Source organism: Hymenobacter plasmatis (assembly GCF_020711255.1).
Taxonomy (GTDB): domain Bacteria; phylum Bacteroidota; class Bacteroidia; order Cytophagales; family Hymenobacteraceae; genus Hymenobacter.
Genome location: NZ_JAJFAW010000013.1, coordinates 109,306 through 122,474, shown reverse-complemented (window position 1 = coordinate 122,474; position 13,169 = coordinate 109,306). Strand labels below are relative to the sequence as shown.

At 61.9% G+C, this 13,169-nt stretch carries 12 protein-coding genes; 7 read left to right on the top strand and 5 right to left on the bottom strand.

Going from position 1 to position 13,169, the window contains the following annotated elements; translation table 11 throughout:
• Positions 1-291 precede the first annotated feature (291 nt).
• The 6 genes from ispF to LJ738_RS11370 all read left to right on the top strand — a co-directional run bounded on the left by ispF (position 292) and on the right by LJ738_RS11370 (position 7,345).
• A complete protein-coding gene (gene ispF, locus LJ738_RS11395) occupies positions 292-771 on the top strand; it encodes a 2-C-methyl-D-erythritol 2,4-cyclodiphosphate synthase (RefSeq protein WP_068190050.1) in 480 nt (159 codons plus the stop codon).
• Between the two features lie 33 nt (positions 772-804).
• Positions 805-2,469 carry a M28 family peptidase gene (locus LJ738_RS11390; RefSeq protein ID WP_227786440.1) on the top strand — a complete coding sequence of 555 codons (1,665 nt, stop codon included), beginning with the start codon at positions 805-807 and terminating at the stop codon, positions 2,467-2,469.
• A gap of 194 nt (positions 2,470-2,663) precedes the next feature.
• Complete coding sequence (locus tag LJ738_RS11385) at positions 2,664-4,355, top strand: M28 family peptidase (protein WP_227786439.1); 1,692 nt, start codon at positions 2,664-2,666, stop codon at positions 4,353-4,355.
• Positions 4,356-4,405: 50 nt separating this feature from the next.
• Positions 4,406-4,786, top strand: coding sequence for a GxxExxY protein (locus tag LJ738_RS11380; RefSeq protein ID WP_227786438.1), 381 nt, complete (start codon positions 4,406-4,408; stop codon positions 4,784-4,786).
• A gap of 57 nt (positions 4,787-4,843) precedes the next feature.
• Complete coding sequence (locus LJ738_RS11375; protein ID WP_227786437.1) at positions 4,844-6,223, top strand: LutB/LldF family L-lactate oxidation iron-sulfur protein; 1,380 nt, start codon at positions 4,844-4,846, stop codon at positions 6,221-6,223.
• A 66-nt stretch (positions 6,224-6,289) separates the two neighbouring features.
• Positions 6,290-7,345 (top strand): hypothetical protein, encoded by a 1,056-nt coding sequence (locus LJ738_RS11370; protein WP_227786436.1) that lies wholly within the window; start codon positions 6,290-6,292, stop codon positions 7,343-7,345.
• A 236-nt stretch (positions 7,346-7,581) separates the two neighbouring features.
• On the opposite strand, the gene sdaAA is transcribed toward LJ738_RS11370, so the two are convergent.
• Both sdaAA and msrB read right to left on the bottom strand, forming a co-directional pair.
• Positions 7,582-8,484: an L-serine ammonia-lyase, iron-sulfur-dependent, subunit alpha gene (gene sdaAA / locus LJ738_RS11365; RefSeq protein WP_068190060.1), complete on the bottom strand. Its 903-nt coding sequence runs from the start codon at positions 8,482-8,484 to the stop codon at positions 7,582-7,584.
• 102 nt (positions 8,485-8,586) lie between these two features.
• Positions 8,587-9,051 carry a peptide-methionine (R)-S-oxide reductase MsrB gene (msrB, locus tag LJ738_RS11360; protein WP_068190063.1) on the bottom strand — a complete coding sequence of 155 codons (465 nt, stop codon included), beginning with the start codon at positions 9,049-9,051 and terminating at the stop codon, positions 8,587-8,589.
• Between the two features lie 146 nt (positions 9,052-9,197).
• On the opposite strand from msrB, the gene LJ738_RS11355 reads away from it, so the two are divergent.
• Positions 9,198-10,727 (top strand): NAD(P)H-hydrate dehydratase, encoded by a 1,530-nt coding sequence (locus LJ738_RS11355; protein ID WP_227786435.1) that lies wholly within the window; start codon positions 9,198-9,200, stop codon positions 10,725-10,727.
• Between the two features lie 181 nt (positions 10,728-10,908).
• Here the strand turns inward: LJ738_RS11355 and LJ738_RS11350 are convergent, their stop codons facing one another.
• The 3 genes from LJ738_RS11350 to LJ738_RS11340 form a co-directional block, all read right to left on the bottom strand.
• Positions 10,909-11,784 (bottom strand): UbiA prenyltransferase family protein, encoded by an 876-nt coding sequence (locus LJ738_RS11350; RefSeq protein WP_227786434.1) that lies wholly within the window; start codon positions 11,782-11,784, stop codon positions 10,909-10,911.
• Between the two features lie 37 nt (positions 11,785-11,821).
• The gene (locus LJ738_RS11345; protein ID WP_262907658.1) at positions 11,822-12,505 is read right to left on the bottom strand and encodes a DUF6766 family protein; all 684 of its coding nucleotides are present in this window, start codon (positions 12,503-12,505) and stop codon (positions 11,822-11,824) included.
• A gap of 80 nt (positions 12,506-12,585) precedes the next feature.
• Positions 12,586-13,152, bottom strand: a complete 567-nt coding sequence (locus LJ738_RS11340; protein WP_068190071.1) for an inorganic diphosphatase — start codon at positions 13,150-13,152, stop codon at positions 12,586-12,588.
• Between the last annotated feature and the right edge of the window lie 17 nt (positions 13,153-13,169).

Below are 13,169 nucleotides of genomic sequence, written 5' to 3'. Positions count from 1 at the left end.
TTTAAAGTTTCCATTAAGTTTTTTGCAGCCGGCTCCTCGGGTGGTTTTTCCTGTTCCCCGTTTCGACGGATTACCGGCTGATTTACTTTAGCCCTACCCCCGGAAACCCGTAGCTCAACCATACAATAAACTAATTTTGTTGGTATTGCAAAGCTAATTAAATTAGTTTTAATAATACTAATGACTTATCAATTAAGTGTGTAATTATTTCTCAAGACAGCTCAAGCGCGCTGAGAAACGGCCGGCGGGTACTTTTGCGGTGGCCCCGCTGGCCTGCTCTTATTTGACCTTATGAAAATCCGCACCGGTTTCGGCTACGACGTTCACCAATTGCAAGAAGGCCTGCCGTTTTGGCTCGGCGGCATTCAGGTGCCGCACACCCACGGCGCCCTCGGCCACTCCGATGCCGACGTCCTTATCCACGTCATCTGCGACGCGCTGCTGGGCGCGGCCAACCTGCGCGACATCGGCTTCCATTTCCCCGACACCGACCCGCAGTACAAAGGCATCGACTCGAAGCGCCTGCTGAGCGAGGTGATGCGCCTGCTGCGCGCCAAGGGCTACGAAGTCGGCAACATCGACTCCACCATTTGCCTGGAGCAGCCCAAGGTGAACCCGCACATTGCCGAAATGCAGCGCGTGCTGGCCGCCGTGATGGGCATTGCGGAGGAAGATATTTCCATCAAAGCAACCACCACCGAGAAATTGGGGTTTGTGGGCCGGCAAGAAGGCGTGGCCGCCTACGCCGCCGTGCTCATCCAACGCAGTTAGTTTACTCCTAGAATTCCCGCTATTTCATTTCCAATGACCAACAAAACCCTGCTAATTGCCCTCCTGGCCCTGGCCAGCGCTGCCCCGGGATACGCCCAGAGCAAAGTAAAAATCAAAACCAAGCCCGGGAAAACCACTGCGGCTCCGGCCGCCGCCGTGGTCCCCGCCCCGGCCCCCACCGACTGGAGCGTGAAGTACGCCGACCTGGTTACGGCCGAGCGCCTGCGCACCCACCTGGCCGTGCTGGCTTCGGACGAGTACGAAGGCCGCGAAACGGGCACCAAGGGTCAGCACATGGCCGCGGCCTACGTGGCCGAGCAGTTTAAGAATGCCGGCCTGACGGGCCCCATTGCCAACCCTGCCGACCCTTACCAGCAGCACTTCAACGTGGAGCAGGTAACCTGGGCCGACGGCGCCAGCCTGAAAGTGGGCAAGAAAAGCTACCAGTGGCTGGTGGATTTCTACGGCATGGGCGACTCGCCATTTGCCACCGAAACCACGGTGAAGCCGGTTTTCCTGGGCTACGGCATCGAGCAGCCCGGCTACTCCGACTACGCCGGCCAGGACGTGACGGGCAAGGACGTGCTCATCCTACTGGGCGAGCCCACCAGCGCCGACGGCAAAGCCCTGCTGAGCCCCGACGGCTCGCCCACCAAGTGGGGCAACGACTACCGCGCCAAAGCCCAGCTGGCCGCCCAGAAAGGCGCCCGCACGGCGTTTTTTGTGAGCTTCAACCCCACCAGCAATTTTGCCAAGCAGACGGCCCGCCTCGCGCCGATGATAGCGCACCCCTCCACCGTGATGGTGAGCGACGCCAAGCCGAACCGCGTGCCGTCGTTCTTTATTTCGCCGGCCGTGGGCCTGCAGGTGCTGGGCACGAAAGATGCCGCCATGCAGGCCTACCTGGCCAAAATCAACAGCACGAAGCAGCCGGTGAAGTCCACGTTCAAAGTGGTGCCGATGCAGGTTAAAGCGGAGCGCAAGCGCACGCCCGTGCAGACGGAAAACGTGCTGGGCTTCATCGAAGGCACTGATAAGAAGGAGGACATCATTGTGGTTTCGGCTCACCACGACCACCTGGGTATTCAGAACGGCGTGGTGTTTAACGGCGCCGACGACGACGGCTCGGGCACCTCGGGCATTATCACCATTGCGGAGGCCTTTGCAAAAGCCAAGGCTGAGGGCCACGGCCCACGCCGCAGCCTGCTGTTCCTGAGCGTAACTGGCGAAGAAAAGGGTCTGTTTGGCTCCGAGTACTACTCGAAGCATCCCGTGTTTCCGTTGGCCCAGACCGAGGCCGACCTGAACGTGGACATGATTGGGCGCACCGACGTGGAGCACGAAGGCAAGCCGGACTATGTGTACGTTATCGGCTCGGACAAGCTGGCGTCGGAGTTGAAGGTGATTCAGGAGGAGCAAAACAAGAAGTACACCCAGCTCGACCTGGACTACCGCTTCGACGACCCGGCCGACCCGAACCGCTTCTACTACCGCTCCGACCACTACAACTTTGCGGTGAATAAGGTACCCGTAGCCTTTTTCTTCAACGGCGTGCACGCCGATTACCACAAAGAGAGCGACGAAATCAGCAAAATCGAGTTTCCCAAAATGGAGAAGCGGGCCAAGTTGGTGTTTCACCTCGCCTGGGAGCTGGCAAACCGCGACGGCCGTATTGTCGTTGATTCCAACAAGCTGTAAACCCGGCTAAAAGCACGAACGTCATGTTGGGCTTGCCGCCCGCCCTGCTGCCGCAGCCAGGCATCCTGTCCTACCCGAACGAAGCGTTCAGTGAGGAATGGGGGCTTTGCCGGCTCAGCAAGGCGGACGGCAAGCCCGGCATGACGTTTTACTTGTGGCTTTGCGGCCGACTCAATTCCGCACTCTTTTTCCTAATGAAAAAACTCGTCTTGTGCGGGCTGTTGGCCTTGGCCAACGTACTTCCGGCCATGGCCCAACAGGCTCCGGCCAAGGTAAAAATCAAGCTTAAGGGCCTGGCCAGGCGGGGCAAGCCGACGGCTTCGGCCGCTACGGATTGGTCGCGCACGTATGCCGCCACCATCCGTCCCGAAGAGCTGCGCCACCACCTGACCGTTGTGGCATCGGACTCGTTTCAGGGCCGCGAAGTGGGCCGACCCGGGCAGAAACTGGCCGCTGACTACCTGGTGAAGCAGTTCGCGGCGCTGGGGCTGCAAGGCCCCGTGCCGGGCAGCGACAACCCGTACTTGCAGCACTTCCCGCTCATCCGCAGCATTCCTATGGATGGAGGCTATGTGCGCGTGAGCGGCCAGCGCTATGAGTGGCTGAGCGACTTTTTCAGCTACGGCCCCATGCCGTCGCCCTTTCGCACCGAGACGGTTTCGAAGCCGGTCTTTGTGGGCTTTGGGGTGGAGCAGGGCGCGTACTCCGATTACGCCGGGCTCGACGTGCAGGGCAAAGACGTGGTGGCCATCATGGGCGAGCCCCAGGACGAGCGGGGCCGCAAGCTGCTCAAGCCCAACGGCCGCCCGGCCGACTACTGGGAATCGGGCTTGCGCAAAGCCGTTCTGGCCAAAGCCAAAGGTGCCCGCAGCATCTTTCTGATGACGTTTGCACCCACAGCCGCTTTCCAGCAGGAGGCTGCCAAGTTTGCTCCGTCGTTGCGCGAACCGGCTTATTCGCTACCCGACCCCGGCCCGGCTATCGTCGATACCCTGCGCGAGGACCTGCCGCCGGGCATCGGCGTGTACCTGACCTCGCAGGAAATGGGGCTGCAGCTGGCCGGCACCGACCTGCCGGGGCTGATTGAATACGTCCGGGCCGTTGGGCGGGCGGGCAAGCCGGTACCGGCCGCTTTTGCGCCCCCGGCCGTGACCATCTACGTGCCCCAGACCCAGGAGCCGCTCATCACCGAAAACGTGCTGGGCTTCCTGGAAGGCACCGATAAGAAGGACGAAGTGCTGGTAATATCTGCGCACTACGACCACCTGGGCGTGAAGCACGACACCATCTACAACGGGGCCGACGACGACGGCTCGGGCACCGTGGCCTTGCTGGAAATAGCTCAGGCCTTTGCCCGGGCCAAGAAGGAAGGCCACGGCCCGCGCCGCAGCATCCTGTTCATCGCCATGACGGCCGAGGAAGAGGGCCTGTTCGGCTCCGAATACTACACCGCCCACCCGGTGGTGCCGCTGGCCAATACCATTGCCGACCTGAATATCGACATGGTGGGCCGCACCGACCGCAAGCACAGCCCCAAGAAGCACTTCGTGGACATAGTGGGCTCCAACAAGCTGTCGTCGGAGCTGCACCGCATCAACGAAGCGGCCAACCGCACTTACACCCACCTTGAGCTGGACTACCGCTACAACGTGCCCAACGAGCCGGAGCACATCTACTACCGCTCCGACCATTACAACTTTGCGCGCCGCAAAATCCCGGTCATTTTTTATACCACCGGGGAGCACGCCGACTACCACAAGGCCACCGATGACGTGGACAAAATCGAGTTCGACAAGCTGACCGAGCGGGCGCAGCTAGTGTTTCACACGGCCTGGGAACTGGCGAATCGGGAGCGGCGGATTGTGGTGGATTCTAACAAGCCATAGCGCGCAAAGTCTCGCGAAGTTTAAATTTAAGTCTCGCTAAGTTTGGCAATATGAGTGAGAATGAGATTTCAAAATATGTGCTGGATGCAGCTTTTCGCGTGCATACTGCGCTGGGGCCTGGGTTATTGGAATCGGTTTATGAAGCGGCTCTTACGCACGAGTTGCGTAAACAAGGCCTGGAAGTAGAAACCCAGGTGCCCATACCGGTGGTTTACGATGGGGTGAAGCTGGCTATTGGGTTTCGGTTGGATGTGCTGGTTGAGAACAAGGTGATTCTTGAGCTGAAATCGTGCGAGAACCTGATTCCTATCCACTCCAAACAGCTCCTGAACTACCTGCGCCTGGCGGACCTCCGACTGGGTTTGCTGTTTAACTTCAACGTTGAATCGCTCAAAGGCAACATCATCCGCCTCGCCAACAACCTCCACTAGCCAGTAACTACCACCTTCGCGAGGCTTACCTTTAATACTTAGCGAAACATTGCGCTCATGAAGGCAGAACAATTCCAAAAGGACTCCGAAGCCAAAGCCTTCGACCGCGAGCACCGCCGCAAAATCCGGTTTAACATCGGCAAGTACGACGCGGCCGTGAGCGCTGGCATGAAGCTCTACGACCACCACGAGCTGGCCCGCGACCGCGGCGCCTACCTCAAGGCCACCGTGCTCGAAAAGCTGGACGAGTACCTGCTGCAGTTTGAAGCCACCTTCACGGCCCGCGGCGGCCGGGTCATCTGGGCACGCGATGCGGCGGAGGCCTTGGCCGAAATCGGCAAGCTCACCAAGGCCCGCGATGCCAAAACGGTGGTGAAGGCCAAGAGCATGACCACCGAGGAAATCCACCTCAACAAATACCTCGCGACGCAAGGCGTAGAATCGGTGGAAACGGACCTGGGCGAATACATTGTGCAGCTCAACGGCGAGCGGCCCTACCACATCGTGACGCCAGCCATGCACCTGAGCAAGGCCGACATCAACGACATCTTCGTGAAGCACCTGGGCACGGAGAGCACCGACGATGCCCAGCAGCTGGTGCTCACGGCCCGGCACCTGCTCCGCAACAAGTACACCGCGGCCGAAGTGGGCGTGACCGGCGGCAACTTCCTCATTGCCAAAGAAGGCGCTGTGGCCGTAACCGAAAACGAAGGCAATGCCCGTCTGTCGGCTACCTTCCCCAAGCTACACATTGCGGTGGTGGGCATCGAGAAAGTCATTCCCAGCCTCACCGATTTGGACTTGTTCTGGCCGCTGCTCAGCACCAGCGGCACGGGGCAGCAGGTTACGGTGTACAACACGGTGTACTTCGGCCCGCGCCAACCGGGCGAGGCCGACGGCCCGGAGGAAATGGTGGTCATTCTGCTTGACAACGGCCGCACCAACCTGCTGGCCCAGCCCGACAAGCGCGCCGCGCTGCGCTGCATCCGCTGCGGCGCCTGCCTGAACGTGTGCCCGGTGTACAAGAACATCGGCGGCCACACCTACGAAACCACCTACTCCGGGCCCATTGGCTCGGTTATCAGCCCGCACCTGAGTGGCCTGCCCGAGCACAAGCACCTGAGCTACGCCAGCAGCCTGTGCGGCGCCTGCACCAGCGTGTGCCCGGTGCGCATCCCATTGCACAACCTGTTGCTGCTCAACCGACAGCAGAGCGTGCAGGAAGGCTACGCGCCTACCGAAGAGAAAATAGCCATTGGCCTGTGGAAGTGGAGCATGCAGCACCGCTGGGCCCTGGATTTGCTGCCCGCCACCGTGAAGGACTGGAGCCTGAGCCGCCTGCTGGGCCAGGTGGGCTGGAGCAAACGGCGCGAAGCGTTGGCCATTGCCCCGCAGTCGTTTCGGGAGATGTGGAAGCAGCGGCCGGCTCAACGCTAACATGGCTACCGGCTGGACTGCTAGCCATTTCCGGCGGTTTGCTCGTACTAGGCTTTTTCCTTGGCGATGCTGCACTACCTGTTTCTGGCCCTGCGCGTGATTACTGGCCTGGGAGGCATCATCCTGGTTATTACCACGCTGTCGGCGGCCATTCGCTCGTTCATTCTGCCGCGCAACGAGGTGGTGCGGCTGAACGTCTGGGTGTTTGTGGGAATCCGCGTCTTGTTCGACACGGCCGCCAAACTGGCCAACTCCTACGAACGGCGCGATAAAATAATGGCCCACTATGCCCCGGTGGCCCTGGTGGCACTTCCTGTCGTGTGGGAAGCCCTCGTTGGGCTGGGCTATACCAGTCTCTATTGGGCACTAGGCGAAGGCAGCTGGGTGCGGTGCTACACGCTAAGCAGCAGCTCTTTGCTCACGCTGGGCACCACCGATACCCGCCACCTGCCCATTGCGGTGCTCAGCTACTCCGAGGCCACGCTGGGGCTGCTGCTGCTCACGCTGCTCCTCTCCTACCTGCCCACCATCTACCAATCTTTTTCGCGGCGCGAAGTGACGGTGGCGCTGCTGGAGCTGCGGGCCGGCACCCCCCCCACGGCCTCCTGCCTGTTGGGCTGGCTCAACCAAGACGGCTCGGTGCTCAACGACAACCAGCAGTGGGCCGACTGGGAGCGCTGGTTTGTGGAGATTGAAGAAAGCCACACTTCGCTGCCCATTCTCTCGTTTTTCCGCTCGCCGCAGCCGGGCCGCTCCTGGGTCACGTGCAGCGGCCTGATTCTGGACACGGCCGCGCTGTTCTTCGCAGCGGTGGCCGGCACCCGCCCTCGCCAAGTCGAAATCACCTTCAAAGCCGGATGCCTGGCCCTGAACCGGGTGTACCGCTTCTTCGACGACAAAGCCGGCACCGAGCCCAAAAGCCTTCAGCCCGGCGAGGAGGAAGACGAGCCCGAACGAGCCGATTTCGACCTGGCCTGCAAGGAATTGGTCGACCATGGCCTTACCATAGTAGAAGACCGCGACGCGGCCTGGAATAGCTACCGCGAACTGCGCAGCCGCTACGTGCCGGCCCTGCGGTTCATGGCCCACCTCACCATGGCGCCCAGTTTAAAGATGACGTAAAGCGCCCTGGGGCGTGCGCAATCGCAGGAGAAAAATAGAACGTCCCGAAGCGTAGAGCATCTCTACCTCGGAAGTAGACTCAATCGCCTGTCATGCTGACGCAGCAAGCATCTTCTCACGCTTGAACAGTTCTGATGTTGATGAGATGCTTCGCTGCGCTCAGCATGACAAGAGGCGCGAGCGAGAGGCTACCTGCTGCATGCCAGCCAGTATGTATGTACCGACGCTTAACCTATTTACTCCCCATCATCAGGCAGGATATTGATGTCCTGCACCAGCACACGCTGCTCAATTTCGCGGCCGCGCTTGGTATTCGCCAGCCCGCCGAGGGCGGTTTCCTTGTAGCGCGTTTCCATGGCCTGGCCCACTTCGCCGAGGGCCGCCACGCACTGGTCGACGGGAATAACCGGGTCGATGCCGGCAATGGCAATCTGAGCCGAGCTAAAGGCAATGGCGGCGGCCGAAGCATTGCGCACCACGCACGGCACCTCCACCAGCCCGGCCACGGGGTCGCACACCAGCCCCAGCATGCACTGAATCGTGACGGCCACGGCCGCAAAGACCTGGTCTACGGGCCCACCGAGGCAATACACAATGGCACCACTGCCCATGGCGGCGGCGGAGCCGGTTTCGGCCTGGCAGCCGCCCACGGCGCCGGCCAGCGAGGCGTTTTGCTCAATAATGAGGGCGATGCCGGCCGCCACAAGCAGCCCTTCCAGAATCTGCCGGTCAGAGAGTTTATGCAAATCCTGCAGCGTAACGAGCACGCCGGGCAGGATGCCCGAGGCCCCGGCGGTGGGCGCCGCCACCACGCGACCCATGCAGGAATTCACCTCTTTGGCTCCCAAGGCACGGGTAATGAGCTGCTTGAACTCGGGCGAGAGCACGGTAACGGGCGAGGCGGCAATCTTCTTGGCGCCGTTGTTTATCATGCCCGAGCGCGACGTCATGTCGCCGGTTAGGCCCTCGTGCACGGCGTCGCGCATCACGTCGTAGGCGCGCTGCAGGCCACTCCATATTTCGTCCTCGGTGCGGCCTTTCTGCTCAATTTCATAAGCCAGAACGGGCTGGTACAGCGGCTCGCCGGTAGCGGCGCAGTGTTCGCCCCAGGAGGCGAAGTCGTTGAAGAGAAGGGACATGGCGGGGTGGGAATTGAGCTAGTAAAAGAAGAGAACGCAAAGCCCCGGCCGAAGGTGTCTTCAACCGGGGCTCAAAGCTACAGGATTGGCGCAGGCGCGGCCCTAGGCAGCGGGCTGGTTTTCGGTTTCCGTCACCAGCTTGATGCTGGCCGAGTTGATGCACAGCCGTAGGCCACCGGGAGGCGGGCCGTCGGGAAATACGTGGCCTTGGTGGGCGTCGCACACGTTGCAGAGCACTTCAACGCGGGTCATGCCGTAGCTGGTGTCTTTCTTGTAGCGAATCGCGCTTTCGTCGACGGGCTGGGTGAAGCTGGGCCAGCCGGTGCCCGACTCAAACTTGGTGCGCGAATCGTAGAGCGGAGTGCCACAGCACACGCAGGCGTACAAGCCGGCCTCGTGGGCCTCGCAGTATTCGCCGGTGAAGGCGCGCTCAGTGCCGTGCTCCCGCGTAACGTGAAACTGCTCCGGCGTGAGCAGCTGGCGCCACTCGGCAGGGGTTTTCTCTACGCGGCGCGGCGAGGGAATGGGGTTATTGGCAAGGCGAATGACATCGTTCCAGGTTTGCATATCGTTGGTGTTGGAGATTGAAAGCAGGTAGATAAAGGGTAAACGCGGCCACGGCCCGGAGGTTTGCCGTAGCACCTCAATAGACGAACGTCAGGCTTCTTCCTTACCCACCAAGCCGCAACTATTGCCCCAAGCTACTTTCCCTCATGAAAATTCTCACCGCCGCTCAAACCCGCCAGCTTGACCAGGCCACCATCCGGGAGCAGCACCTCACCTCGGCCGAGCTGATGGAGCGCGCCGCGGAGGCCCTGGTGGAGTGGTTTTGCGGTTGGCTCGACCAGGAGCAGGCCGGCGAGGTACTGGTGCTGTGCGGGCCCGGCAACAACGGCGGCGACGGACTGGCCGCCGCCCGGCTGCTGCACCAGGCCGGCTACCAGATGCGCGTGGCCCTGCTGCCCGCCGAAACCCAATCGCCCGACTGGCAGCACAACCGCCTACACCTGCCCGAAGCCATTCCCGTAGCCGACATCAGCGAGCAGCAGCTGCCCGAGATTCTGCCCGGCGCGGTGGTCATTGATGCCTTGTTTGGCACCGGCCTGGCCCGGCCGCTTGCGGGGCTGGCGGCCGCCCTGGTCAGGCACCTGAATGCCGCCCACGCCCGCGTGGTAGCGGTTGATATTCCCAGCGGGTTGTTTACTGAAGCGCCCCAGCCCAGGGAAGACGTTGCCGTACGGGCCCAGCATACGGTGAGCTTCGGCACGCCCAAGCTGGCGTTTCTGCTGCCGCAGAACGCCGAATTTGTGGGTGAGTGGCACGTAAAAGATATTGGGCTGAGCCAGGAGTTCATCGCCAGCTCCTCCACGCCCTGGTACTACACCGACGAGGCCGCCGTGGCCGGGGCCCTGCCCGCCCGGGCCCGCTTCAGCCACAAGGGCACCTTTGGGCATGCCTTGCTGCTGGCCGGCAGTTGGGGCAAAGTGGGCGCCGCCGTGCTGGCGGCCAGGGCCTGCCTGCGCGGCGGCGTGGGCCTGCTCACGGCGCGGGTACCGGGCTGTGGGTACGACATCTTCCAAACCAGCGTGCCCGAAGCCATGTGCCTGGCCGACCCCCAGCCCAACTTTATTAGTGCGCTGCCCGACCTGCAGCCCTACCAGGCCGTGGGTATTGGCCCCGGGCTGGGCCAGGACCAAGCCAGCATCGCCGTGCTGCAGCAGCTACTGCAAACCGCCGCGGCTACCACTGCCCACCAGAAGCCCCTACCGCTCGTCATCGACGCCGACGCGCTCAACCTATTAGGCCAGCACCGCGAGCTGCTGGCGCTGCTGCCCGAAAACACCGTGCTCACCCCCCACCCCAAGGAATTTGAGCGCCTTACCGAGCTCGCCCGCGACGACTACCACCGCCTGGAGCTGCTGCGCCGCTTTGCCCAGCAGCACCGCTGCCTGGTACTCCTGAAAGGCGCCTACTCCTGCCTGGCCACACCCGCCGGCGAGCTGCACTTCAACAGCACCGGCAACCCCGGTATGGCCACCGGCGGCAGTGGCGACGTGCTCACCGGCCTGCTGCTCGCCCTGCGCGCCGATGCCCGCCTGCTCCCCTTTCAGGCCGCCCGACTGGGCGTGTATGCCCACGGCCGCGCCGGCGACCTGGCCGCTGCCAAGACCGGCCACGCAGGCCTGATAGCGGGTGACATCGCGCATTACATTGGGCTGGCCCTGCGGGAGGTGGAGGCGTAATGTGGTGGTAATGCGAGCAGCTCAAGATGCCATTTGAGTAGCCAGCACGATGTAGAGACGCGACGCTTCGCGTCTTTGCGTTGAACGATGGTTGGAGCGGGTTACTAATGGCGCAGACGATGAGACGCGAAGTGTCGCGTCTCTACACTGTTCTGACACCCGAACGATTAACGCAGACAGCTTAAAACACGAAATACGCGGCCGCTTGCACGATGAGCAAGCCATCGGTGAGCAAGGCATAGAAGTAGTCGCTGCGGGTTTCGGCAGCGGCATTTACCACCACGGCCGTGAGCACCGCGGGCAGCAACACCGCCAAGGGCGAAGCGCCGCGCGCCAGCCCCACGACCACCGAGGCTACCAGAAACCCCAGCGCCAGCCGCTTGGCGGCGCCCACCCCCAGCACGCCCGGAAAGGTGCGGGTGCCCGCTCGGTGATCGCGCCCATAGTCGCGGATGTCGAACACGATGGCGATAACCATTATCAGGCAGAACCGCTGGCCCATTAGCCACGCCACGGTCGCCACCGAATGGTGCAGCACCAGCGCCGGCAGGCCCACCGTCACGGCGGTCCACACGGTGGCTATCAGGAAGCCTTTAAGTAGCGGCACCTCGCGCAGGGCGCGGGGCCGCCCGTGCCACCGCCACAGCGGCCACGAATACAGCAGGGCCAGGGCCCCCAGCGGCGCCAGCAAGGGCAAGTAGTGCCACCAGCCATCGGCGAAAAAGAAAAAGCCGGCCACCAGCGCGGCCGTGCCCGCCAGCCCCAGCATGAGCAGGCGGTGCCGCTGCTGCCAGGCCTTGCGGGCCGAGTTGCCGGCTGGCTCGCGGTGCTTGAAGGGCAGCGCCGCGTCTAAGTTGTACACGAGCAGGGTGGCCGCAAATACCAGCGTGACCAGTCGGTAGCCGCTCGGCCCAATCGGGGGCCACTGGTGCAGGGTAGCCGCCGTTTGGGCGGCCGCCGCAGCCGCCAGCCAGGCGCTGCTGTAGAGCACGACATCGAGCAGCCGGCCCAGCGGGTGGCGGGGCGCAGCGGAGGCAGATAGCGTTGAATGGGCCACGGGCGAAATTAGCTCAGCGGCCGCAGTCTGGGCCGGTTTACTTCCCGGTTTCGGCGTGCTCGGCATCCACCGGCTTGCTTTCCGGCGAGCCTTGCTGGCGCAGAAAGATGCTCAGCCCAACGATGCTCACGATGCTGAGAAACTCGCTCTGCCAATTCTGAAAGGACTCAAACCAGAACCGCGAGGTGCCCAGGTACTGCAGCGTGCTCACCGGCGCCTTGCCCTCGTGCACCTGCTCAATGCTGTATACTTCGGCCCCGCCCTTGGCGTGCAGCCACACGCAGCCGAAAAATAATGCGAACAGTGCAATGCTGAGCGAGCTTTTGTAGATAGTCAACACCCAGCCGCCCTGGCGCACGGGGCCCGGCGCATTCGGCTTGTTGGGGTCAGGCTCGGCATCCACGTCTTCGTCCTCGTAGAGCTTTTTCGATTCGGAGGAGCCCTTCTGGCGCAGCCATACGGTGAGCACCACGTAGAGGCCCATCTGCAGAAACTCGCTTTCCCAGTTTTCGAAAGTGGCTTCCAGAAAATGGCCCGAAGTGAAGTACTGCCCGGCCGATAGCTGGGCCAAGCCCATTTCCTTTAGCTCGTCGTTGTAGTCGTTCCAGCCCGTGAAGAACTGCCCCGTTAAAGTCAACACTACCAATAGGCCAACGACCAGTAACAAACCGTTTTCGTAGCAAAAACGCCAAAAAGGCGAAGCAGGACGCTTAATAGTCATGCTTCGCCTTTACGTGAAAAGTGCCCGGAGGGTGGAACCAGCGCCACAAAGCCGGACCATGGCCCGGCCGGCCGCGCTGGTTATTCGGCCTTTACCAGCTTCTTCTCGCCGAAGGTTTCTTCGTAGAGCGTAATGCTGTCGTTGATAATGCGGTAGGCGTCTTCGCGGCCCATAAACCGCTCCACCACCACGTGCTTGTTGTGTTCCAGGGCCTTGTAGTCCTCGAAGAAGCGCTGCATCTCCAGCAGCGTGTGCGGGGGGAGGTCGCTGATGTCGTTGTAGTGGTTGACGGAAATGTCGTGGGCAGCTACGGCGATAATTTTATCGTCCTCCTCGTCCTGGTCCACCATCTGCATCACGCCAATGACTTTGGCCTCCACGAGGCACATGGGCACGATGTCGACGGAGCAGAGCACCAGAATGTCCAGTGGGTCCTTATCGTCGCAATAGGTTTGCGGGATGAAGCCGTAGGCGGCGGGGTAGTGCACGGCCGAGAAAAGCACGCGGTCGAGCTTCAACAGGCCGCTTTCTTTATCCAGCTCGTACTTGCCTTTGCTGCCTTTGGGAATTTCAATGATGGACTGAACGACTTTGGGGGTTTCATCGCCGCGCGTTACGTCGTGCCAGGGGTTGAAATGGGGGGTCATGTATCGTGAATGGATTG